This is a genomic window from Citrobacter sp. U14242 (genome assembly GCF_046555775.1).
GTDB lineage: Bacteria > Pseudomonadota > Gammaproteobacteria > Enterobacterales > Enterobacteriaceae > Citrobacter.
Map to the genome: position 1 here is coordinate 448,423 of NZ_JBKGLW010000002.1, position 24,205 is coordinate 472,627.

At 50.8% G+C, this 24,205-nt stretch carries 21 protein-coding genes; 4 read left to right on the forward strand and 17 right to left on the reverse strand.

What is annotated here, in order from left to right; translation table 11 throughout:
- Positions 1-83 precede the first annotated feature (83 nt).
- From glmS to asnC, 15 genes are all read right to left on the reverse strand, one after another.
- Entirely contained in the window at positions 84-1,913 is a 1,830-nt protein-coding gene (glmS, locus tag ACLJXE_RS04875) for a glutamine--fructose-6-phosphate transaminase (isomerizing) (protein ID WP_410750244.1), read from the reverse strand.
- A gap of 363 nt (positions 1,914-2,276) precedes the next feature.
- Entirely contained in the window at positions 2,277-3,647 is a 1,371-nt protein-coding gene (gene glmU, locus ACLJXE_RS04880) for a bifunctional UDP-N-acetylglucosamine diphosphorylase/glucosamine-1-phosphate N-acetyltransferase GlmU (RefSeq protein ID WP_410750245.1), read from the reverse strand.
- A 657-nt stretch (positions 3,648-4,304) separates the two neighbouring features.
- Positions 4,305-4,724 (reverse strand): F0F1 ATP synthase subunit epsilon, encoded by a 420-nt coding sequence (locus tag ACLJXE_RS04885; RefSeq protein WP_005121460.1) that lies wholly within the window; start codon positions 4,722-4,724, stop codon positions 4,305-4,307.
- Positions 4,725-4,744: 20 nt separating this feature from the next.
- Positions 4,745-6,127 carry a F0F1 ATP synthase subunit beta gene (gene atpD / locus ACLJXE_RS04890; protein WP_003023806.1) on the reverse strand — a complete coding sequence of 461 codons (1,383 nt, stop codon included), beginning with the start codon at positions 6,125-6,127 and terminating at the stop codon, positions 4,745-4,747.
- Positions 6,128-6,153: 26 nt separating this feature from the next.
- Positions 6,154-7,017, reverse strand: a complete 864-nt coding sequence (atpG, locus tag ACLJXE_RS04895; RefSeq protein WP_005121458.1) for a F0F1 ATP synthase subunit gamma — start codon at positions 7,015-7,017, stop codon at positions 6,154-6,156.
- A 50-nt stretch (positions 7,018-7,067) separates the two neighbouring features.
- The gene (atpA, locus tag ACLJXE_RS04900; RefSeq protein WP_003827026.1) at positions 7,068-8,609 is read right to left on the reverse strand and encodes a F0F1 ATP synthase subunit alpha; all 1,542 of its coding nucleotides are present in this window, start codon (positions 8,607-8,609) and stop codon (positions 7,068-7,070) included.
- Positions 8,610-8,621: 12 nt separating this feature from the next.
- Complete coding sequence (gene atpH / locus ACLJXE_RS04905; RefSeq protein WP_005121457.1) at positions 8,622-9,155, reverse strand: F0F1 ATP synthase subunit delta; 534 nt, start codon at positions 9,153-9,155, stop codon at positions 8,622-8,624.
- A gap of 14 nt (positions 9,156-9,169) precedes the next feature.
- Positions 9,170-9,640 (reverse strand): F0F1 ATP synthase subunit B, encoded by a 471-nt coding sequence (atpF, locus tag ACLJXE_RS04910; protein WP_040232304.1) that lies wholly within the window; start codon positions 9,638-9,640, stop codon positions 9,170-9,172.
- 59 nt (positions 9,641-9,699) lie between these two features.
- Entirely contained in the window at positions 9,700-9,939 is a 240-nt protein-coding gene (gene atpE, locus ACLJXE_RS04915) for a F0F1 ATP synthase subunit C (RefSeq protein WP_000429386.1), read from the reverse strand.
- A gap of 46 nt (positions 9,940-9,985) precedes the next feature.
- The gene (gene atpB, locus ACLJXE_RS04920) at positions 9,986-10,801 is read right to left on the reverse strand and encodes a F0F1 ATP synthase subunit A (protein ID WP_286630066.1); all 816 of its coding nucleotides are present in this window, start codon (positions 10,799-10,801) and stop codon (positions 9,986-9,988) included.
- A gap of 7 nt (positions 10,802-10,808) precedes the next feature.
- Positions 10,809-11,189, reverse strand: a complete 381-nt coding sequence (gene atpI, locus ACLJXE_RS04925) for a F0F1 ATP synthase subunit I (protein ID WP_048213787.1) — start codon at positions 11,187-11,189, stop codon at positions 10,809-10,811.
- A 615-nt stretch (positions 11,190-11,804) separates the two neighbouring features.
- On the reverse strand, positions 11,805-12,428 hold the full coding sequence (gene rsmG, locus ACLJXE_RS04930; protein ID WP_286630067.1) for a 16S rRNA (guanine(527)-N(7))-methyltransferase RsmG: 624 nt from the start codon (positions 12,426-12,428) through the stop codon (positions 11,805-11,807).
- Positions 12,429-12,530: 102 nt separating this feature from the next.
- On the reverse strand, positions 12,531-14,420 hold the full coding sequence (gene mnmG / locus ACLJXE_RS04935; RefSeq protein ID WP_286630068.1) for a tRNA uridine-5-carboxymethylaminomethyl(34) synthesis enzyme MnmG: 1,890 nt from the start codon (positions 14,418-14,420) through the stop codon (positions 12,531-12,533).
- Between the two features lie 372 nt (positions 14,421-14,792).
- A complete protein-coding gene (gene mioC / locus ACLJXE_RS04940; RefSeq protein WP_286630069.1) occupies positions 14,793-15,242 on the reverse strand; it encodes an FMN-binding protein MioC in 450 nt (149 codons plus the stop codon).
- An 88-nt stretch (positions 15,243-15,330) separates the two neighbouring features.
- Entirely contained in the window at positions 15,331-15,789 is a 459-nt protein-coding gene (asnC, locus tag ACLJXE_RS04945; protein WP_003023780.1) for a transcriptional regulator AsnC, read from the reverse strand.
- Between the two features lie 151 nt (positions 15,790-15,940).
- On the opposite strand from asnC, the gene asnA reads away from it, so the two are divergent.
- Entirely contained in the window at positions 15,941-16,933 is a 993-nt protein-coding gene (asnA, locus tag ACLJXE_RS04950) for an aspartate--ammonia ligase (RefSeq protein WP_005121446.1), read from the forward strand.
- 4 nt (positions 16,934-16,937) lie between these two features.
- Here asnA and viaA read toward each other — a convergent pair whose 3' ends face one another.
- Together viaA and ravA are read right to left on the reverse strand one after the other, a co-directional pair.
- The gene (gene viaA, locus ACLJXE_RS04955) at positions 16,938-18,389 is read right to left on the reverse strand and encodes an ATPase RavA stimulator ViaA (RefSeq protein ID WP_410750246.1); all 1,452 of its coding nucleotides are present in this window, start codon (positions 18,387-18,389) and stop codon (positions 16,938-16,940) included.
- A complete protein-coding gene (gene ravA / locus ACLJXE_RS04960; protein ID WP_410750247.1) occupies positions 18,383-19,879 on the reverse strand; it encodes an ATPase RavA in 1,497 nt (498 codons plus the stop codon). Before ravA ends, viaA begins: the two co-directional genes overlap by 7 nt.
- A gap of 331 nt (positions 19,880-20,210) precedes the next feature.
- Here ravA and kup point away from each other — a divergent pair, with 331 nt between their 5' ends.
- The 3 genes from kup (at position 20,211) to rbsA (ending at position 24,204) form a co-directional block, all read left to right on the forward strand.
- Positions 20,211-22,079: a low affinity potassium transporter Kup gene (kup, locus tag ACLJXE_RS04965; protein ID WP_286630073.1), complete on the forward strand. Its 1,869-nt coding sequence runs from the start codon at positions 20,211-20,213 to the stop codon at positions 22,077-22,079.
- Positions 22,080-22,271: 192 nt separating this feature from the next.
- On the forward strand, positions 22,272-22,691 hold the full coding sequence (rbsD, locus tag ACLJXE_RS04970; protein ID WP_271449740.1) for a D-ribose pyranase: 420 nt from the start codon (positions 22,272-22,274) through the stop codon (positions 22,689-22,691).
- A 7-nt stretch (positions 22,692-22,698) separates the two neighbouring features.
- Complete coding sequence (gene rbsA / locus ACLJXE_RS04975) at positions 22,699-24,204, forward strand: ribose ABC transporter ATP-binding protein RbsA (protein WP_286630075.1); 1,506 nt, start codon at positions 22,699-22,701, stop codon at positions 24,202-24,204.
- Position 24,205 lies beyond the last annotated feature (1 nt).

The following is a 24,205-nucleotide window of genomic DNA, read 5'->3' on the forward strand; positions in this document are numbered from 1 at the left end:
GCGGGATGATTGATTAAAAACAGAACAAGTTTAAAAAAATGCCCCGCTTTGAGCAGGGCATTTTCAGTTCAGCGAGGTATCGCTTATTCCACGGTAACCGACTTCGCCAGGTTACGCGGCTGGTCCACGTCAGTACCTTTAATCAGCGCCACGTGATACGCCAGCAATTGCAGCGGAACGGTATAGAAGATCGGTGCTATCACCTCTTCCACATGCGGCATCTCGATGATGTGCATATTTTCATTACTGATAAATCCTGCATCCTGATCGGCAAAGACGTACAACTGGCCGCCACGGGCACGCACTTCTTCAATGTTGGATTTCAGTTTTTCCAGCAACTCGTTGTTCGGTGCAACCACGATAACCGGCATATCCGCGTCAATCAGCGCCAGCGGGCCGTGCTTCAGCTCACCAGCGGCATACGCTTCTGCGTGAATATAAGAAATCTCTTTCAGCTTCAGGGCGCCTTCCAGCGCAATGGGGTACTGATCGCCACGACCAAGGAACAGTGCATGGTGTTTGTCAGAGAAGTCTTCCGCCAGTGCGGCAATACGCTTGTCCTGTGACAGCATCTGCTCAATACGGCTCGGCAGCGCCTGTAACCCGTGAACAACCTCTTGTTCAATAGACGCATCCAGACCTTTCAGACGAGACAGCTTCGCCACCAGCATTAACAGAACCGTCAGCTGGGTGGTAAATGCTTTCGTGGAGGCCACGCCGATTTCGGTCCCGGCATTTGTCATTATCGCCAGGTCAGATTCACGTACCAGAGAAGAGCCAGGAACGTTACAGATTGCCAGCGAACCCAGATAGCCCAGCTCCTTAGATAAGCGCAGACCCGCCAGGGTATCCGCCGTTTCACCGGATTGGGACAGGGTAATCATCAAACTGTTACGACGCACAGCGGATTTGCGATAACGGAACTCAGAAGCAATTTCCACATCACAGGAAATGCCGGCCAGCGACTCAAACCAGTAGCGGGATACCATGCCTGAGTTGTATGACGTACCGCAGGCAATAATCTGGATATGCTCAACCTGCGACAGCAACGCGTTGGCGTTAGGGCCAAGCTCACTTAAATCCACTTCGCCATGACTGATACGCCCGGTCAGCGTATTTTTAATCGCATTCGGTTGCTCATAGATCTCTTTCTGCATGTAGTGGCGATAAATACCTTTTTCGCCCGCGTCATATTGCAGATTGGATTCAATATCCTGACGTTTTACTTCCGCGCCAGTCTTGTCAAAAATAGAAACTGAACGACGCGTTACTTCGGCGATATCGCCTTCTTCCAGGAAGATAAAACGACGGGTAACCGGCAGCAGCGCCAGCTGGTCGGAAGCGATAAAGTTTTCACCCATGCCCAGACCGATAACCAGCGGGCTACCAGAACGAGCCGCCAGCAGTGTTTCAGGATTACGGGTATCCATGATCACTGTACCGTATGCACCACGGAGTTGCGGAATAGTACGCAGTACCGCTTCACGCAGCGTCCCTCCCTGTTCCAGCTCCCAGTGCACCAGGTGAGCAATCACTTCGGTATCCGTTTCAGATACGAAGGTGTAACCACGCGCTTTCAACATTTCACGCAGCGGTTCATGGTTTTCGATGATGCCGTTATGCACCACCACAATGTGTTCAGAAACATGCGGATGCGCGTTTGCTTCTGAAGGTTCGCCATGAGTTGCCCAGCGGGTGTGAGCGATACCCGTACCACCGTGTAACGGATGTTCTTCCGCAGCGGCAGTCAGCATCTGCACTTTACCCAGTCGACGCAGACGGGTCATGTTACCTTCAGCATCAACAACAGCCAGGCCGGCTGAGTCATAACCACGATATTCCAGACGACGTAAACCTTCGAGAAGGATTTCAGCTACATCACGCTGCGCGATAGCGCCAACAATTCCACACATATTTTTTGATTCCGAATTTAGGCATTATGCCTGTCGTTGTCGGTCAACCTGTTTCCCCTTCGTCTTTCACTCCGTAGCTGCGTTGGCTACACCTGCTCACTACGGTCACTTACTTTAGTAAGCTCCCGTAGACTCCCAAGTTTGCCGCCTTGCTACAGCGCGAAATACTTTGGGTAATACCCGTATTCCGGGCGCCCCGAGCCTTGTAGAGAGTGGGGTTATTTTTATAGGTACTGCTTTTAGAGTGGGGGATTATGTTATCCCCTCATCTCCTGTCTGCCTGATAGCGTAAGCGCTTATTGACCTACAAAACGTCGCCGCACGTAGGCCGGATAAGGCAAAGCCGCCATCCGGCAAAAATGATTACTTTTTCTTCACCGGACGCTGCCAGCCCTGCTTATGGACCTGAGGGACACGACTTAATACCAGCTCGTTATCAGCGATATTACGCGTCACTGTGGTTCCGGCGGCGATCGTCGCGCCTTTACCCACGGTGACAGGAGCCACCAGCTGAGTATCAGAACCAACAAAAACATCATCGCCAATAATAGTTTTAAACTTATTAGCGCCATCGTAGTTACAGGTAATCGTACCCGCGCCGATATTCACGTTATCGCCAATTTCAGCGTCGCCGAGATACGTCAGATGACCCGCTTTAGAACCTTTACCCAGACGCGCTTTTTTCATTTCGACGAAGTTACCCACGTGCGCACCTTCCAGCAGTTCAGCGCCTGGGCGCAAACGCGCAAAAGGCCCGATAGTACAGGCCGCTTCCAGATGGGCATCTTCCACCACGCTGTACGGGCTAAGCTCACAGCCATCGCCAATCACGCTATTTTTGATAATGCAGCCAGTACCAATTTTAACGCGATCGCCAAGGGTTACGTTGCCTTCAATGATAACGTTAGTATCAATTTCAACATCGCGCCCGTGAATAAGCGAACCGCGAAGATCAAAACGTGCTGGATCGCGCAACATAACGCCTGCTAACAGCAGTTTCTCTGCTTGTTCGGACTGATAGACACGTTCAAGACGGGATAACTGAAGACGGTTATTCACCCCTTCGGTTTCGCTAATACGTGCCGGATGTACCGCAGCAATTTCACGACCTTCCTGGTACGCCATCGCAATGATATCGGTGATGTAATATTCACCCTGCACGTTGTTGTTGGTCAGTTTAGACAACCAGCGCTTCAAATCAGCGCCATTGGCAATCAGGATGCCGGTGTTAATTTCCTGGATCTGGCGTTGCTCGTCGGTCGCATCTTTGTGCTCAACGATGCCAGTAACTTTGCCGTTATCACGCGTAATGCGCCCATAGCCGGTTGGGTCGTCCAGTTTTACTGTTAATAAGCCAATACCACCCTGAGGTTTAGCATCGCGCAGGCGCCGTAACGTTTCGGTGGAGATTAACGGTACATCGCCATATAGCATTAAAATGTCTTCGTCATCACCAAAGAACGGTGCAGCCTGTTGCATTGCATGACCGGTTCCCAACTGCTCTGCCTGCAGAACCCAGTTCAGATTGCCATCTTTCAACGTCTGCTGAAGCAAATCACCACCATGCCCGTAGACCAGGTGTACATGCGTTGCGCCTAATTCATTAGCGGCATCAATAACATGCTGCACCATCGCTTTTCCTGCGAGAGTGTGCAGCACTTTAGGAAGATCGGAATACATACGTGTACCTTTGCCTGCGGCAAGGATCACGACGCTCATAGCATTATTCAACATACACATCCTGACTGTCATTTGAGAACGAATTTATACCCTTTCGCATTGAAAATACTACATTTTTTTCATCATGAAATGGGCCGAAGATAAAACGTTCAATAGGGGAAAATCCCTAACTAATTAACTCACTATTTTCGACTATATCGGTGCATTTTGTCTCCCAAAAACCAGGAGCATGCTCTTATTAAAGCCTTAGGTTAATGTTTTTGCTATTTTTTTGCCCCATGAATAAAGAATTGGGTAAGCAAAGCACGATTTTTATATATGATTCAGTAACAAGCAGAAAAATAGAGAAGACAAGAATTGGGGAGAGGATGAGTGCACAAACAAGAGGGTATGGAGCTAACAATAGATGGCGCTTGCTCTCAACGATGGAAGCATCGCGCCACATAGCAGACAGGTATGGCTAAACGTCCATACAGCTGAAAAGGGCGATGATTTTGTTGAACAATTTCATGTTGGTATCCTGTTTTTATCCGAGTTAATTATGTGACACACATCACAAAAACAAGTCTACGCTTCATTTTTTAACCGATCAATGTTTATGTGATATAGATCACATAAAATAAAAACACTTTTTCAGTTTCAAAATATCTAAAAACAGGCAAAAAAAAACCAGCCTGCTAGCAGACTGGTTTTCGTATTTTCAAGCCGGTGTTACATCGCTTTTTTGGTCAACTCGATAACGCGCAGTTTGGCGATCGCTTTGGCCAGTTCCGCAGATGCCTGAGCGTAATCCACGTCACCATGAGAGCTCTTAATATGCTCTTCAGCCTTACGTTTCGCTTCCAGGGCTCTCGCTTCATCGAGATCCTGCCCGCGAATCGCGGTATCAGCCAGTACGGTCACGTTGCCAGGCTGCACTTCAAGAATGCCGCCGGACAGATAGATAAACTCTTCATGACCGAACTGTTTAACGATGCGGATCATACCAGGCTTAATGGCGGTGAGCAGCGGTGCGTGACCCGGGAAAATACCCAGTTCACCTTCACTACCCGTTACCTGGATTTTTTCGACCAGACCAGAGAACATTTGTTGCTCTGCGCTGACGACGTCCAGGTGGTAAGTCATTGCCATATCACCCTCCGATTAAGGCGTTAAAGTTTTTTGGCTTTTTCTACGGCTTCGTCGATAGAACCAACCATGTAGAACGCCTGCTCTGGCAGGTGGTCGTATTCGCCTTCCATGATGCCTTTAAAGCCACGGATGGTGTCTTTCAGGGAAACGTATTTACCCGGAGAACCGGTGAATACTTCCGCAACGAAGAACGGCTGGGACAGGAAGCGCTGGATCTTACGCGCACGTGCTACCACCAGTTTATCTTCTTCAGACAGCTCATCCATACCCAGGATGGCGATGATGTCTTTCAGTTCCTGATAACGCTGCAGCAGGGACTGTACGCCACGCGCAGTGTCATAGTGTTCCTGACCTACAACCAGCGGATCCAGCTGACGGCTGGTGGAGTCCAGCGGATCAACTGCCGGGTAAATACCCAGAGACGCGATCTGACGGCTCAGTACCACGGTTGCATCCAGGTGAGCAAAGGTGGTTGCTGGGGATGGGTCAGTCAAGTCATCCGCAGGTACGTATACCGCCTGAACGGAGGTGATAGAACCGGTTTTGGTAGAAGTGATACGTTCCTGCAGGACACCCATCTCTTCCGCCAGGGTCGGCTGGTAACCTACCGCTGATGGCATACGACCCAGCAGTGCGGATACTTCCGTACCGGCCAGGGTGTAACGATAGATGTTATCGACGAACAGCAGTACGTCACGACCTTCGTCACGGAATTTCTCAGCCATGGTCAGACCGGTCAGTGCAACGCGCAGACGGTTTCCCGGCGGCTCGTTCATCTGGCCATAAACCAGGGATACTTTATCCAGAACATTGGAGTCGGTCATTTCGTGGTAGAAGTCGTTACCCTCACGAGTACGTTCACCCACACCCGCAAACACAGAGTAACCGGAGTGCTCGATCGCGATGTTACGGATCAGCTCCATCATGTTTACGGTTTTACCTACACCCGCACCACCGAACAGACCCACTTTACCGCCCTTCGCGAACGGACACATCAGGTCGATAACTTTGATGCCGGTTTCCAGCAGTTCCTGAGAGCTGGACAGCTCTTCATAGGACGGTGCTGCGCGGTGGATAGCCCAACGCTCTTCTTCACCGATATCGCCTTTCATGTCGATCGGGTGACCCAGAACGTTCATGATACGACCCAGCGTTGCTTTACCTACCGGGACTTCGATCGGGTGCTCGAGGTCTTTAACTTCCAGACCACGACGCAGACCGTCGGAAGAACCCATGGCGATGGTACGTACGATACCGCCGCCGAGCTGCTGCTGAACTTCCAGCACCAGGCTCTCTTTACCATTCATAACCTCAAGAGCATCGTACACGCGCGGTACGGCATCCTGAGGGAATTCGACGTCAACCACGGCGCCGATTACCTGGACAATTTTTCCAGTAGCCATCTTGAATCCTCTACGAATTAACCTGGTTATACCGCGGATGCACCACCGACGATTTCGGTGAGTTCCTGAGTAATGCTGGCCTGACGAGCTTTGTTGTATACCAACTGCAGCTCTTTAATCAGGCTGCCGCCATTGTCGGTCGCGGCTTTCATCGCCACCATACGTGCGGCCTGCTCGCTGGCCAGGTTTTCTACCACGCCCTGATAAACCTGAGATTCAACGTAACGACGCAGCAGAGTATCCAGCAGCGGTTTCGGGTCTGGTTCATACAGGTAATCCCAGGCTTTTTGTTTTAACTCTTCATCTTCTGAAGCCGGTAAAGGCAGCAGCTGAGTGAGAGTCGGAACCTGAGACATGGTGTTAATAAATTTGTTGCTGACAACGTACAGTCTGTCCAGACGACCTTCATCGTAGGCCTGCAGCATCACTTTAACCGGGCCGATCAGTTCGGACAGGGAAGGGTTGTCCCCCATACCGGTTACCTGAGCAACCACGTTACCGCCTACGGAATTAAAGAAAGACACGCCCTTAGAGCCGATCATTGCGATGTCGCACTGAACGCCTTTATCGGACCATGTTTTCATATCCGCCAGCAGCTTTTTAAACAGGTTAATGTTCAAGCCACCGCACAGACCACGGTCGGTCGACACCACCAGGTAGCCCACGCGCTTAACGTCGCGTTCTTCCAGGTAAGGGTGCTTATATTCCAGATTACCATTCGCAAGGTGACCAATCACTTTGCGCATGGTCTCTGCATAAGGACGGCTGGCCGCCATGCGATCCTGCGATTTACGCATTTTGGAAGCGGCGACCATCTCCATCGCTTTAGTGATCTTCTGCGTGTTCTGGACGCTTGCGATCTTACTACGTATCTCTTTTGCGCCGGCCATGAGCTTCTCCTCAATGCCTTGCGGTCCGCCCTAAGACAGACCGCCAGACGTTACCAGGACTGGGTTGCTTTGAAGGAATCGAGGATAGCTTTCAGCTTGCCTTCGATTTCATCGTTATAGCCACCGGACTGGTTAATCTCTTGCATCAGCGGAGCGTGATCACGGTCAACGTAAGCCAGCAGAGCGGCTTCGAAGCTACCGATTTTCGCCAGTTCCACATCTTCGAGGTAACCGCGTTCAGCCGCAAACAGCACCACACCCTGCTGTGCAACAGACATTGGGGCATACTGTTTCTGCTTCAGCAGTTCAGTTACTTTCTGACCGTGGCTCAGCTGCTTACGCGTAGCTTCATCAAGGTCGGAAGCGAACTGAGAAAACGCGGCCAGTTCACGATACTGTGCCAGCGCGGTACGGATACCACCGGACAGTTTCTTGATGATCTTGGTCTGCGCTGCACCACCTACACGAGATACGGAGATACCCGGGTTAACTGCCGGACGAATACCGGAGTTGAACAGGTTGGTTTCCAGGAAGATCTGACCATCGGTAATGGAAATTACGTTGGTCGGAACGAACGCAGAAACGTCACCCGCCTGGGTTTCGATAATCGGCAGAGCGGTCAGGGAGCCAGTTTTACCTTTGACTTCACCATTGGTGAATTTCTCAACGTATTCCGCGTTAACGCGGGATGCGCGTTCCAGCAGACGGGAGTGGAGGTAAAATACGTCGCCCGGGAATGCTTCACGTCCTGGCGGACGACGGAGCAGCAGGGAAACCTGACGGTAAGCAACAGCCTGTTTGGACAGGTCATCATAAACGATCAGTGCATCTTCACCGCGGTCACGGAAGTATTCGCCCATTGCGCAACCGGCATAAGGCGCCAGGTATTGCAGCGCAGCAGATTCAGACGCGGTCGCCACAACAACGATAGTGTTGGACAGTGCGCCATGTTCTTCCAGTTTACGAACCACGTTAGAAATGGTGGACGCTTTCTGGCCGATAGCCACGTACACACATTTGATGCCGGAGTCACGCTGGTTGATGATGGCATCGATTGCCATCGCGGTTTTACCGGTCTGACGGTCACCGATGATCAACTCACGCTGGCCACGACCGATTGGGATCATGGCATCAACGGATTTATAACCGGTCTGTACCGGCTGATCGACGGACTGACGTTCGATTACGCCTGGCGCGATAACTTCGATCGGCGAGAAGCCATCGTTATCAACCGGACCTTTACCGTCAATTGGGGAACCCAGAGTGTTCACCACACGACCCAGCAGGCCACGGCCAACCGGAACTTCCAGAATACGACCCGTACACTTAACCTTCATGCCTTCGGCGAGGTCAGCGTATGGACCCATCACAACTGCACCTACGGAGTCGCGCTCCAGGTTCAGTGCGATAGCGTAACGGTTACCCGGCAGAGAGATCATTTCCCCCTGCATACAGTCAGCAAGACCGTGGATGCGGATAACACCGTCACTTACAGAAACAATAGTACCTTCATTGTGAGCTTCACTCACAACACTGAACTGAGCAATGCGCTGCTTGATCAGTTCGCTGATTTCGGTGGAATTCAGTTGCATGCTCCAGTCCCCTTAAGACTGCAAGACGTCTGCAAGGCGCTCAAGACGGCCGCGTACGCTGCCATCAATGACCATATCACCCGCACGGATGATTACGCCTGCCATTACAGACTTATCGATTTTGCAATTCAGCTTAACTTTGCGTGACAGACGTTTTTCCATCGCTGCACTAATCTTCGTAAGCTGTTCATCACTCAGTGCATTGGCAGAAGTGACTTCTACCTCAGAGATAGCCTCACTGGCTGCACGCAGGTGAATAAACTGCTCAAGAACATCCGGGAGCGCATTAAGACGGTTATTTTCAGCCATTACCTTAATCAGGTTTTGACCGCTTTCGTCCAGCTGCTCACCGCAGATTGCGATAAACGACTCAGCGAGCGTTTCCGGCGCCAGTGCACCAGAGAGAAGCTCTGCCATTTGTTCGTTCTTCGTCACCTCAGCGGCAAACGTCAGCATATCCTGCCAACGGTCAACGCTTTGGTGCTCAACGGCAAAGTCAAAAGCTGCTTTGGCGTAGGGGCGAGCTACCGTAATAAATTCAGACATCAGCCCCTCCCTCCTTACAGTTCAGCGACAAGTTTGTCCACGATGTCGCTGTTAGCAGCTTCATCCACGGAACGTTCGATGATCTTCTCGGCGCCAGCAACAGCCAGGACAGCAACTTGCTTACGCAGCTCTTCGCGAGCACGTTTACGCTCGGCGTCAATTTCCGCCTGCGCTTGTGCCACGATTTTAGTACGTTCCTGCTCTGCTTCAGTTTTAGCTTCGTCCAGGATCTGAGCGCGGCGTTTGTTTGCCTGCTCGATAATTACCTGAGCTTCCGCCTTCGCTTTTTTCAGCTGGTCAGTCGCGCTGGCCTTTGCAAGGTCAAGATCCTTATGTGCTCGTTCCGCAGAAGCAAGACCGTCAGCAATTTCTTTTTGACGTTTTTCGATGGCTGCCATTAATGGCGGCCATACGTACTTCATGCAGAACAGAACGAACAGGACAAACGCGATGGCCTGGCCGAGGATTGTTGCGTTAAGATTCACAGCACAATGCCTCTATCTAGTTAACGTTCTGATATTGCTCTTAATTCAAGCAACGCTTACTACGCGACAGCGAACATCACGTACAGACCCAGACCTACAGCGATCATCGGGATAGCATCCACCAGACCCATAACGATAAAGAACTGAGTACGCAGCAGAGGAATCAGATCAGGTTGACGCGCTGCGCCTTCCAGGAATTTACCCCCGAGGATGCCGATACCGATCGCAGCACCGATTGCCGCCAGACCCATCATCACAGCGGCAGCCATGTACAGCAGATCCATATTCAGGTTTTCCATGACAGTCTCCAGTTTGTTTCAGTTAAAACGTAGTAGTGTTGGTAAATTAATGCTCTTCAGACGCCATCGACAGATAGACAATCGTCAGAACCATGAAGATGAAGGCTTGCAGCGTGATAATCAGTATGTGGAAAATGGCCCAAGGCACATTCAGAATCCACTGTGACCACCACGGCAACAGACCAGCAATCAGAATGAAAATCAGCTCACCAGCGTACATGTTGCCGAACAGTCGCAGACCAAGAGAAACTGGTTTGGACAGCAGGCTTACCCCTTCAAGGATTAAGTTGACAGGAATGAACGCCCAGTGATTGAACGGCTGCAGCGTCAACTCTTTCGTGAAGCCACCGATGCCTTTCATTTTGATGCTGTAGAACAGAATGAGGATAAATACGCCCAGAGCCATAGACAGAGTGATGTTCACGTCAGCAGACGGAACCACACGCAGAGCCGGCAGGCCAAAGATATGCTCGCCGATATACGGCAGCAGGTCGATAGGCAGCAAATCCATCAGGTTCATCAGGAATACCCAGACGAAAATCGTCAGGGCCAGCGGTGCTATCAGCTTGCTTTTGCCATGGTACATGTCTTTCACGCTACCATGCACGAAGCCGATTACCAGCTCAATCGCGGTCTGAAATTTACCTGGTACGCCGCTGGTCGCCTTTTTGGCCACGCTACGGAACATAAGCAGGAACAACAGACCCAGAACCACCGAGAAAAACATGGAGTCAATATTGAGCGTCCAGAAGGTGGCTGGGGGGTTCTGCGGATCCACCAGCGAGAATGTACGTAGGTCCAACTGAAGGTTATTCAGATGGTGTCCTATGTAATCCTGCGGCGTCATATTTTCTGAAGCCATGATGCCTTTACCCTTTGTTGTTAATTACAGCCGGTGCCAGTATCTGAACCACCAGCACCAAAACCCACGTAACGATCAGCGGTAAGAATACCGCCTTCAAAACCGCCAACGCCACCACAAGCAAAACCAGCATCGCTAACACCTTGAAGGCTTCGCCGAAAGCGAACGTCCAGGCCACTCGGCCCTTTGCTGGTGTATGCGCCTGGTGACGCCAGGCAAATATCATAAACAACATATTAGGCAGTAACACTGCCAATCCTCCGCACAATGCGGAGATGCCCCAGAAAGGGTCTTTGAGGCTAAACAGCAATCCACTTGCTATTACCGCCAGAAGCTGTGTGAGCAAAAGCTTACGAGCAACGTTTCGACTCAAGAGCGACATAGACATCACGTTTTTACTCCTGCTCCCTTCGAGGTATGCCGCGTGTCGTATAAAACGTTCTTTATGGCTTAGAGTCAAGCATCAAAAAGCGGTCAAATTATACGGTGCGCCTTCGTGATTTCAAACAATAAGTAGCTAAAAAGTGAATAAATGTTTAAATATTTTTCTCCAGGCCACATTTATTACTTTTCGACAAACTGTGAACGATCATGCAAAACTGCAAATACCGCGTAAACACTGGCGATAAAGCGTGCACCAGATCACATATTGAACATATTCACCTTCGCTCAATTAATTTACGTGGCAAATGATGCCTTTTCATCTTTTTGATATTTAAGCGTAAAAATCATCACTATTTTAGAAATAGACCCTAACAACAAAAAAACCACTCATTGACATTTATAATAAATAATTAACACAAAACGGTGATTCTTAGGTTCTATTTTTAGCAGACTGATATTTTCACAGTTGACTTGTTTCGCTTTTAACAAAAAACGGTACGTTATAGTTATGATGCAAAACAGTAAGCCACCGGTGAAATGTAACAACATTTGACCACTCGATCCCCCCTGTGTTTTAACACCTGAAGCACCGTTTTTTTTCTATTTTTTTTGACAAATATTAAATTTTGTTTGGCTTAATAACCACCAGATGGCGTTCACCATCCAGTTGTGGGACGCGTAATTTTACAACTGATTCTACGCTAAACGCCGCAGGCAGTGTGGCGATCTCATCTTCCGGTAATTGACCTTTTAAGGCATAAAAACGCCCGTTTTGAGCGGGTAAATGGTGGCACCAGCTCAGCATGTCGTTAAGAGATGCAAAAGCACGGCTTATCACACCATCAAAAGGTGGCTCGGAAGGAAATTCTTCTACCCTGCTTTGTACTGGAGTGATGTTGTCCAGTTTAAGCTCATGTTGTACCTGACGCAGAAAGCGTACGCGTTTTCCCAGACTATCCAGCAGGGTAAAATGCGCCTCAGGACGCACGATAGAAAGTGGAATTCCCGGTAAGCCAGGGCCGGTACCGACATCAATAAAACGCTCGCCCTGCAGATGGGGGGCGACCACTATGCTGTCCAGAATATGGCGCACCAGCATTTCGTTGGGGTCCCGCACCGATGTCAGGTTGTACGCTTTATTCCATTTGTGCAGCATATCGACATACGCAATCAGCTGATTTTTCTGGTGATCGGTAAGAGAAATACCAGCATCAGCCAGCAGACGAGAGAGTTTGTTGAGCACGGTCGTTACCTGTAAATAATCAATTACCCGCTACGCTATCGCTTATCGGGTCGACAAATTTGCAGGGCGGGCAAGCGAAGCGCCTCCGCCCAGATAGTGTGATTAAGCGCTACGGCGCAGCATACCCTGTTTTTTCAGCCAAACCAGCAGGATGGAGATGGCGGCAGGCGTGACACCTGAAATGCGCGATGCCTGGCCGATTGACACCGGTTTGTGATCGTTCAGCTTGGCAATAACTTCGTTCGACAACCCGGAAACCTGACGATAATCCAGAGTCGCAGGCAGCAACGTGTTTTCATTGCGCTGTTGTCTTTCGATTTCATCCTGCTGACGGGCAATATAACCTTCGTACTTAACCTGAATCTCAACCTGTTCAGCCGCCTGAGGATCATCAAGCGCTGGCGCAAATGCAGACAATGACGTCAGCTGTGCATAGGTCATGTCCGGACGACGCAGCAGATCTTCACCACTGGCCTCGCGTGACAGAGGCGTTGCCAGGTGCGCGTTCACTTCCGCGGCAGATTCAGCAAGCGGGTTCACCCAGGTTGATTTCAAACGCTGGCGTTCTTGTTCGATGCGTTCCAGTTTTTCATTGAAGCGCGCCCAGCGTTCATCCCCCACCAGACCCAGTTCACGACCAATTTCGGTCAGACGGAGATCGGCGTTATCTTCGCGCAGCATCAAACGGTATTCTGCGCGCGAAGTAAACATGCGGTACGGTTCTTTGGTGCCCAGCGTACACAGGTCATCCACCAGCACACCAAGATAAGCCTGAGAACGCGCAGGAGCCCAGCCGTCTTTCTCAGCAGACAAGCGTGCGGCGTTCAGACCCGCCAGCAAACCTTGTGCGGCGGCTTCTTCGTAACCGGTTGTCCCATTGATTTGCCCTGCAAAGAACAGACCCTGAATGAATTTACTTTCCAGAGTTGGTTTCAGATCGCGTGGATCGAAGAAATCATATTCAATAGCATAGCCAGGACGAACAATTTTGGCGTTTTCCATCCCCTGCATGGAGCGGACAATTTGCATCTGCACATCAAATGGCAGGCTGGTGGAAATACCGTTCGGGTAAATTTCGTTAGACGTCAGTCCTTCCGGTTCAAGGAAGATCTGGTGCTGGTTCCTGTCGGCAAAGCGCATCACTTTATCTTCGATCGACGGGCAGTAACGTGGGCCGATACCTTCGATCACGCCAGCATACATCGGGCTACGATCGAGGTTATTACGGATCACGTCATGGGTTTTCTCGTTAGTATGCGTGATGTAGCACGGCATCTGGCGCGGATGTTGAGAAACATCGCCAAGGAACGAAAAGACCGGCATCGGGTTATCGCTGTTTTGCTGACCAAGTACGCTAAAATCGATGGTACGCGCATCGATACGCGGCGGTGTACCTGTTTTCAAACGGCTCACGCGCAGCGGCAGTTCACGCAGGCGACGTGACAGTGGAATAGACGGCGGATCGCCAGCACGACCACCGCTGTAGTTGTCCAGACCAATGTGAATTTTTCCGTCAAGGAAGGTCCCTACGGTTAATACCACCGCTTTGGCACGGAACTTCAGACCCATCTGAGTCACCGCACCGACAACACGATCGTTTTCAACAATCAGATCTTCAACCGCCTGCTGGAAGATCATCAGGTTTGGCTGGTTCTCCAGTGCAGTACGTACCGCCTGACGATAGAGCACGCGATCCGCCTGAGCACGAGTGGCGCGAACTGCCGGGCCTTTGCTGGCGTTTAGTATCCTGAACTGGATACCGGCATGGTCGATCGCGGTTGCCATCAGGCCGCCAAGCGCATCCACTTCTTTTACCAGGTGTCCCTTCCCAATGCCGCCAATCGCTGGGTTGCAGCTCATTTGCCCCAGAGTGTCGATATTGTGTGTCAAAAGCAGAGTCTGTTGACCCATTCGCGCCGCGGCCATTGCGGCCTCGGTGCCTGCATGACCCCCGCCAATGATGATGACGTCAAAAGGATCCTGATAAAACATGGTAATTGCCTCGCATAACGCGGTGTGAAAATGGATTGAAGCCCGGGCCGTGGATTCTACTCAACTTTAGTCGATGGAGAAAGACCTCGGATCCTGGGTATTAAAAAGAAGATCTTTTTATTTAGAGATCTGTTTTATTGTGATCTCTTATTAGGATCGCAACTATCTGTGGATAAGGGCGATCCTTTGAATAAGATCAACGGGTTGTTGAGGATCATTAGCTGTGAATGATCGGTGATCCTGGTCCGTATAAGCTGGGATCAGAATGAAGGGTTATACACAACTCAAAAACTGAACAACAGTTATTCTTTGGATAACTACCGGTTGATCCAAGCTTTTAACCAGAGTTATCCACATAAAAAAGTACGATCTTTACAAATCTCTGAGCAATGGATGCCAGGATCCCAGCCAAATCTCAGCCGGATCTTCCGGAATCTCATGTTCCAGTACGTTGATCCTGAGCGTTTCACCGATCTGTTTCGCCCCGCAGGCCTTCAGTTCAGCTTCCAGCTTGTCAATCGCACCGCAGAACGTGTCATATTCGCGGCTACCAATGCCGATGGCACCAAAGTGTACCTGCGAAAGATCCGGTTTCTGCTCGCGCAATGCGTCATATAAAGGTTGCAGGTTATCAGGAATGTCTCCCGCACCGTGCGTTGAGCTGATTACCAGCCAGACCCCTTGAGTTGGAACCTCGTCGAGCATCGGTCCATGCAGTATTTCGCTGGAAAAACCGGCGTCATTCAGCTGTTCAGCCAAATGTTCTGCTACATATTCCGCACTGCCAAGCGTGCTGCCGCTGATAAGAGTGATATCTGCCATTGATCGCTACCTCGATGAAGAGGCAGCATTGTACGCTGTGAGCGAGCTGGGATCTACCTGTGGAAAACCAGGGGATTAAAAAAAGCGATCAGGGCTTGATGGTACGCATGATCGGGTTCTGCAAGACGATCAAGGTTTCAGTGGACTGAATTTCATCAATTGTTTGGATCTTGTTGATAAGCACCTGTTGCAGAGCATCGATAGATTTACACATCACCTTTATAAAGATGCTGTAGTGCCCGGTGGTGTAATACGCCTCGGTCACTTCATCGAGGCTTTCCAGTCTGGCTAATGCGGATGGATAATCCTTAGCACTTTTCAGGATGATGCCAATAAAGCAGCCGACGTCATAACCCAGTTGTTTTGGACTGACATCAATACGTGCGCCGGTAATGATCCCTGCCTGCTTCATCTTTTCAACGCGCACGTGAATTGTACCCGGGCTGACACCAAACTGTTTGGCCAGTTCGGCGTAGGCGGTACGGGCATTTTCCATCAGGGCATCAAGGATGCCGCGGTCCAGATTATCGATCTGATAATTTTCCATAGGTTTTTCTTATGTAGATTGATGATTCACTCTATTTTAGCGTTAAATTTTAATGAATCAAAATCGAACATGGCTTTTTGTTTGTTGATTATTGAATATTACCCTCATTCTGTTGCTTAATCATAGGCAACAGGACACAGGAGTAAACATAATGAAAACCGCTTACATTGCCAAACAACGTCAAATTAGCTTCGTGAAATCTCATTTTTCTCGCCAACTGGAAGAGCGTCTGGGGCTGATTGAAGTCCAGGCACCGATCCTGAGTCGTGTAGGAGATGGCACGCAGGATAACTTGTCTGGCTGTGAAAAAGCGGTGCAGGTGAAAGTGAAAGCATTACCAGACGCTCAGTTCGAAGTGGTTCATTCACTGGCGAAGTGGAAGCGTCAAACGCTGGGACAACACGACTTCAGCGCGGGCGAGGGACTGTACACGCACATGAAAGCCCTGCGCCCGGATGAAGACCGTCTCTCTCCGCTTCACTCGGTCTATGTTGACCAGTGGGACTGGGAGCGCGTTATGGGTGACGGTGAGCGTCAGTTCTCCACTCTGAAAAGCACAGTAGAGGCTATCTGGGCGGGAATTAAGGCAACCGAAGCTGCGGTAAGCAAAGAATTTGGTCTGGCACCGTTCCTGCCAGAGCAGATCCACTTTGTGCATAGCCAGGAGCTGTTATCTCGCTACCCGGATCTTGATGCAAAAGGTCGTGAACGTGCGATCGCAAAAGAGCTGGGTGCGGTGTTCCTAGTCGGGATCGGCGGCAAACTTAGCGACGGTCACCGTCATGACGTTCGTGCGCCGGATTATGATGACTGGAGTTCAGCTTCCGAGCTGGGCCATGCTGGTCTGAACGGTGATATCCTGGTGTGGAACCCGGTTCTGGAAGATGCGTTTGAACTGTCTTCGATGGGGATCCGCGTGGACGCCGATGCGCTGAAACACCAGCTTGCTCTGACCGGTGATGAAGATCGCCTGAGTCTGGAGTGGCACCAGGCACTGTTGCGTGGCGAAATGCCGCAGACCATTGGCGGCGGTATTGGGCAGTCACGCCTGACGATGCTGCTGCTGCAGTTGCCGCACATTGGCCAGGTTCAGTGCGGTGTGTGGCCTGCACAGGTCCGTGAAAGCGTCGCTTCACTGCTGTAAAAAATTAACGCCGCCAGCGTCTGAGCAGGCGGCTTCGCATCCCGGTATCAAAGCGCCAGATATGATCGAAAATGCGCATGATGCCGGGTTTGCCGTGTGCTGACATCGCGACCGCATGAAAACGGTGCTGATGTACCCGCTGTAATTCCCCCACTTTATTGACAACCTCATCGGGTAATCGCTGGGCGATAAAATCCGAAATCACCACCGCATCGGCATCAAACCATTCCCGACCCTGCATACGTTCAATAATGGCGCGAAAACAGCTGGCAATGTCCGTACCGCCGCGAAAACGCTGGCTTAAAAAACGGATTGCCTGCTCAATGCCTTCCGGACCGGATAGCTCATAGCGCACGACTTCTGTCGAAAATAACATGATGAAACAGCGACGGTTATCGGCGAGTGCAACGCGCATGAGTGCGAGGCAAAAGGCTTTCGCACACTGTTCGTTAAATCCGCCCATCGATCCCGAGGTATCGACACAGACAATAAACGGTCCACGAGGCTGCTCGTCAAAATCCTGGTGTATAACCGGCCGCTCCGTTACTTTCTCGCGCCAGGCTTCTCCATGCAGGCGGTATGTCAGGAGCTGCTTTTCCACCAGCCGCCGATAGAACTCATATTCCAGTTCGGTAATGCCCAACGTGGCCAGTTCGGGGGGGAGTAAACGCAGGATATCATCGCTTTGTTGAATGCCATCCACCTGCTCCGGGACGGTGGCCGGTTCACGCACCAGCGTACGGAATGTTTCCATTGGCGCGTCTTTACGCGGCACGGATTTCGCTTCTCTGGAGCGCCCCAACTGTTCGGCCAGCCGTTGAAGTTCGGGTTGTTGCGTCAGGAACTCACCGTATTTCACCATCAGCTGATAATCACCGCGCTTAATTTGACCTGCGCTCATGTCCCACAAACGACCCGCTGCGTTGTCATTTTCCGCCAGCACAGGTTCCAGTTGGCCACTGAGCGTCATCCGTTCCTGTACTTCACTGAGCAACTGTTCGCGTTCTTCTTCCAGTAGCTGCTGATTAAGCGTGGTGGTTTGAACCACCAGGCTCAGGCGCCAGCGCTGGAGAAATAGTGTATGCAGTGCGGGCGTAAAAATACTGTTGTCATCGACCAGTTGCTGCGCTTGCCCAGCCCATGGTGAGTGGAGTCGGTGCAGGAGCGCTAAGATTTGCGGTAGCTGGACGATAAACTGCGAAGTGGAGAGGAGCTGACTTTGCTGATAGCACATTACCTCTTCTGTTAGCTCCGGCGGTACGTGGGTATCTTTGAGGCGGCTGCGTAACGCTTCACGCCAGCGGGGGACATCGTCAGTAATCGCTTTTTTTAGCCGGGGAAATTTTTTGAAAAAGACCGCCATTTGCGGGGAAGCCAGCAGTGCGATGATCATCTCTTCGATCATCCCCTCTTCGCCGACCGCCAGCATGATATTTAGCGTATCAAGGGTCAGCATTGTTGTGCCTGTCGGATCTGTGTACCGACGTCCTGCAGGCTGGCCTCAATGCGGCCTAACCAGTCACTATGGATAAACAGACATTTTTGCTGTTCACTAAATTCGCTGTGTTGCTGGTGCCATTCGTTGTCGAGCGCTTCAAGCTGCTGTTTTATCTCACTGGGCATGCCTTCTTCTGATGCACCGGGTAACGCCAGTCGAGAACCTTGCAAGCTGACGTCGCGTACGACCAGGTGCTGAGCGCTGTCGACTTCCATATTCAGCGTCTGGGCGAAGCCGATCCCGTTTAATTTTCCGCGGATCTCACCGCCTTTCGTCAGCCATAGCTCCAGAGCGGCGCGTTCAAAGGCAATATGGATAACGTCCATATCGTGCAGTTTTAGGGGTTTTTGCAGTAACAGCGTCAGTACGGAAGTGTTGGCTTCCGGTGGTAAATCATAATGAGGACGGCGGCTGAACATTCCGCCCTGACGAATTACCGTGAAAGCCGTTTTATCACTTTGCTGCTGCTGTAGCTGGATGCGGCGCTGCATTATTGTCCCAAGGCGAGTCAGCATTGTCTGCTGCTGCCAGGCGTGCCCGGTCATCAATATTTCGATTTGTTGCTGCATCAGATTCAGGCTTTGTGCGTCATACCACAAGCAATCTTTCAGCAGAATAAGGTCGATAGGTGCAACGGCATCGCGTCCGCTAAAGAAGGCGCTGGCCTGGAGTAAGCGGATTGCTTTTTTCCAACGACGGTCAGATACATAGGGGGTGTTCGGTAGCGCATCCAGTTGCTGGCGCAGGGTGAAAATCAATTCAAATACACGATCGGGAAGCGTGATTTTGCCAATGTCTTTTTGCCACTGGTAGTACTCTTCATCCGTCACTTGTAACGTTGTTGGAACAGGGTTGTCACTTTCGTCCTGCTGGCTTAACAGCATGGAGCGGAAGTTAGCCTTGTCCTGGACTTTATCCAGCCACAGGCGAATCAGCATTCGGTCGTACAATGCTTCCAGGCTGCTGTCCGCTTCAGGCAATTCGTTGGACGCCGCGACCAGCAGACGCATCGGGATTTTCTCCTCGTGTGCGCCGTTGCGGAAGTGGCGTTCATTAATGGCGGTCAGCAGGGTGTTGAGAATGGCCGGGCCTGCTTTCCAGATTTCATCGAGAAAAACGATTTCGGCTTCAGGAAGATAGCCTGCTGTTAAGCGCTCATAGCGACCTTCGTCTTTAAGCGCCTGAATGGATAGCGGGCCAAAGACCTCTTCAGGTGTCGAAAAGCGCGTCATCAGATATTCGAAAGCACGGGCATTTTTAAAGGCAAACTTCAGTCGGCGAGCGATTAAGCTTTTCGCGATCCCTGGCGGGCCTAATAAGAAGACGCTCTCGCCGCTGAGCGCGGCCAGCAGACAAAGGCGAATGGCGTGGCTACGTTCATAAAGTCCCTTTTCCAGCGCATTGCTCAGACGGGAAATTCTTTCCGCTAATAAATGTGGGTGAGCCATAATGAAGTGGCGTCCTTTCGCCAAATGTTCCGCGTTAAACAGCGAGTATAGATGTTTAGCCCCTGGGCTGTAATAGACTGAAGGCGCGTTTATTTTTCTTTGAGCCAGATTAATCTGGTCTCATTTAGGGGTACGATTTTGCGATTAATCGTGCATACTGTGCGCCTTTTTGTGGGCCAAGGGACGACGCACACATTTCTTATATATACACCATATCAATCAAGCTGCACCAAGGCGGCAATGGAGTTATTCCCTGGGATGGGCGGAATAACGAATGCAGCTAACGCGGAGGTAGCTTGAACGATGATGTGTATAAACGAAAGACGAGTCTATGAGCACTGATAATAAGCAATCATTGTCTGCGATTACCCTTGCGGCCATTGGGGTTGTCTACGGTGATATTGGTACCAGCCCACTTTATACGCTTCGTGAATGTTTGTCCGGGCAGTTTGGTTTTGGCGTTGAACGTGATGCTGTGTTTGGTTTTCTCTCGCTGATTTTCTGGCTGCTGATCCTGGTTGTTTCCGTTAAATATCTGTCATTTGTTATGCGTGCTGATAACGCCGGGGAAGGCGGGATCCTGACGTTGATGTCGTTGGCCGGGCGTAATACGTCGGCGCGAACGACCTCGATGCTGGTGATTATGGGATTGATTGGCGGCAGCTTTTTCTATGGCGAGGTGGTGATCACGCCAGCGATTTCGGTGATGTCGGCGATTGAAGGTCTGGAGATTATTGCTCCACAACTGGACACCTGGATTGTTCCTCTCTCTATTATCGTACTTACCCTGCTGTTTTTGATTCAAAAGCACGGTACCGGCATGGTCGGTAAGCTGTTTGCGCCTATTATGCTGATATGGTTCCTGGTGCTTGCCGTGCTGGGTGTACGCAGCATTATTGCGAATCCGGAAGTGTTGCATGCCCTAAATCCGTATTGGGCTGTTCATTTCTTCCTGGAGTTCAAAACGCTATCCTTTATTGCGCTGGGCGCAGTGGTGCTGTCGATTACCGGTGTTGAAGCGTTGTATGCCGACATGGGCCATTTTGGTAAGTTACCGATTCGCCTGGCATGGTTCACCGTCGTATTGCCTTCGCTGGTGTTGAATTACTTTGGTCAGGGTGCGTTGCTGTTAAAGCATCCCGAAGCGATCAAAAACCCGTTCTTCCTGCTGGCACCGGATTGGGCACTTATTCCGCTGCTGATCCTTGCCGCTCTGGCAACGGTTATCGCCTCTCAGGCGGTTATCTCCGGTGTATTCTCACTGACGCGTCAGGCTGTGCGTCTGGGGTATTTATCGCCGATGCGGATTATCCATACTTCAGAAATGGAATCGGGTCAGATCTATATTCCTTTCGTAAACTGGATGCTTTATTTCGCCGTGGTTATCGTAATCGTGAGCTTTGAGCACTCCAGTAATCTGGCTGCGGCGTACGGTATTGCGGTGACGGGGACGATGGTGCTGACGTCCATTTTGTCGACGACTGTGGCGCGGCAAAACTGGCACTGGAATAAGTACTTCGTCTTCCTGATCCTGGTTGCGTTCCTGTGCATCGATGTTCCGTTATTCTCTGCAAACCTCGATAAGCTTATTTCAGGCGGCTGGTTGCCGCTCTCGCTGGGCCTGGTAATGTTCACTATTATGACGACCTGGAAAAGCGAACGCTTCCGTCTGCTGCGTCGTATGCATGAGCACGGTAACTCTCTGGAGGCGATGATTGCCTCGCTGGAGAAATCCCCACCGGTGCGCGTGCCTGGAACGGCGGTGTATATGTCCCGCGCGTTGAACGTCATCCCGTTTGCACTGCTGCATAATCTCAAACACAACAAAGTGTTGCATGAACGCGTCATTCTGCTGACGTTGCGCACTGAAGACGCACCCTATGTACACAATGTACGTAGAGTGCAGATTGAGCAATTGTCGCCGACCTTCTGGCGCGTGGTGGCCAGTTATGGCTGGCGTGAAACGCCAAACGTTGAGGAAGTGTTCCACCGCTGTGGTCTGGAAGGCTTAAGTTGCCGGATGATGGAAACCTCCTTCTTTATGTCGCATGAGTCGCTGATTGTTGGCAAACGGCCATGGTATCTGCGCCTGCGCGGTAAGCTGTATCTGCTGTTGCAGCGTAACGCGCTACGTGCGCCGGACCAGTTTGAAATTCCGCCTAACCGGGTTATTGAACTCGGTACTCAGGTCGAGATTTAATATTGCTGACGCCCTCTTTCATCGTGAAAGGGGGCGTTTTGTTTGACTCCTCTCAGTTTTCTTTTCATCTCATGATAATCCTTGCGAAACGTTTCGATGGCGATCACATTTTCGTAACCTCGCGGTGGTTTTCTGTGCACCCTTCAGACTAAACTTATTTTCAGCGAAACGTTTCGCTAGTGGGGAAAGAAAATGAAGAAAGGCACGGTACTCAACTCTGAAATTTCATCGGTGATCTCCCGTCTGGGGCATACCGATACGCTGGTGGTATGTGATGCGGGTTTACCCATCCCGAATAGCACAACCCGTATCGATATGGCATTAACCCAGGGCGTACCTTCTTTTATGCAGGTATTGGATGTGGTCACACGTGAAATGCAGGTCGAGGCAGCCATTCTCGCGACGGAAATTAAACAACATAATCCGCAACTCCACGAAACGTTGCTCAACCACATTGAGCAACTGCAACAACACCAGGGAAACACCATAGAAATTCGTTACACCACGCATGAGCATTTCAAAAAACAAACCGCAGACAGTCAGGCGGTAATTCGCAGCGGAGAGTGTTCTCCGTATGCGAATATTATTCTTTGTGCTGGCGTCACGTTCTGAGGCCATCATGAACGCATTACTGCAACTCAAAGGGATCGATAAAGCGTTCCCGGGCGTAAAAGCGCTATCTGGCGCCGCATTGAATGTCTATCCTGGTCGCGTAATGGCGCTGGTAGGCGAAAACGGCGCTGGCAAATCCACCATGATGAAAGTACTGACCGGTATCTATACCCGCGATGCCGGTTCTTTATTATGGTTGGGGAAAGAAACCACCTTCAACGGCCCAAAATCCTCCCAGGAAGCCGGGATTGGCATTATTCACCAGGAGCTGAACCTGATCCCACAACTCACCATCGCTGAGAACATTTTTCTTGGTCGTGAGTTTGTAAATCGCTTTGGCAAAATAGACTGGAAGAAAATGTATGCCGAAGCCGATCTACTGCTTGCCAAACTCAATCTGCGTTTTAAAAGCGACAGGCTGGTGGGTGAGTTGTCAATTGGCGATCAGCAGATGGTTGAAATTGCCAAAGTGTTGAGCTTTGAGTCGAAGGTCATCGTTATGGATGAACCGACCGACGCCCTTACCGATACCGAAACGGAATCCCTGTTCCTTGTTATCCGCGAACTTAAATCGCAGGGGCGTGGCATCGTCTATATCTCCCACCGTATGAAAGAGATCTTCGAGATTTGCGATGATGTGACCGTTTTCCGCGACGGGCAGTTTATTGCCGAGCGTGAAGTGGCCTCGTTAACCGAAGATTCGCTCATTGAAATGATGGTGGGACGTAAGCTGGAAGATCAGTACCCGCGGCTGGATAAAGCGCCAGGCGATGTGCGCCTGAAGGTTGATAACCTGTGCGGCCCAGGGGTACATGATGTGTCATTCACACTGCGCAAAGGCGAGATCCTGGGCGTCTCTGGCCTGATGGGGGCCGGTCGTACCGAATTGATGAAAGTCCTGTATGGCGCGCTGCCACGTACCAGCGGTTACGTCACGCTTGACGGGCATGAAGTGGTTACGCGTTCTCCGCAGGATGGGCTGGCCAACGGTATCGTCTATATTTCTGAAGACCGTAAACGCGATGGTTTAGTGCTTGGCATGTCGGTGAAAGAGAACATGTCGTTAACTGCACTGCGCTACTTTAGCCGCGCTGGCGGAAGCCTGAAACATAAAGATGAGCAGCAGGCGGTAGGTGATTTTATTCGCCTTTTCAATGTAAAAACGCCATCTATGGAGCAGGCTATCGGTCTGCTTTCTGGCGGTAACCAGCAAAAAGTGGCGATTGCACGCGGTTTGATGACCCGACCCAAAGTGCTGATTCTCGATGAGCCAACACGCGGTGTTGATGTTGGTGCCAAGAAAGAAATCTACCAGCTTATCAACCAGTTTAAAGCCGATGGGCTGAGCATCATTCTGGTCTCTTCTGAGATGCCAGAAGTCTTGGGCATGAGCGATCGGATTATTGTTATGCATGAAGGGCATCTCGGCGGTGAGTTCTCTCGCGAGCAGGCCACTCAGGAAGTATTAATGGCTGCCGCTGTGGGCAAGCTTAATCGCGTGAATCAGGAGTAAA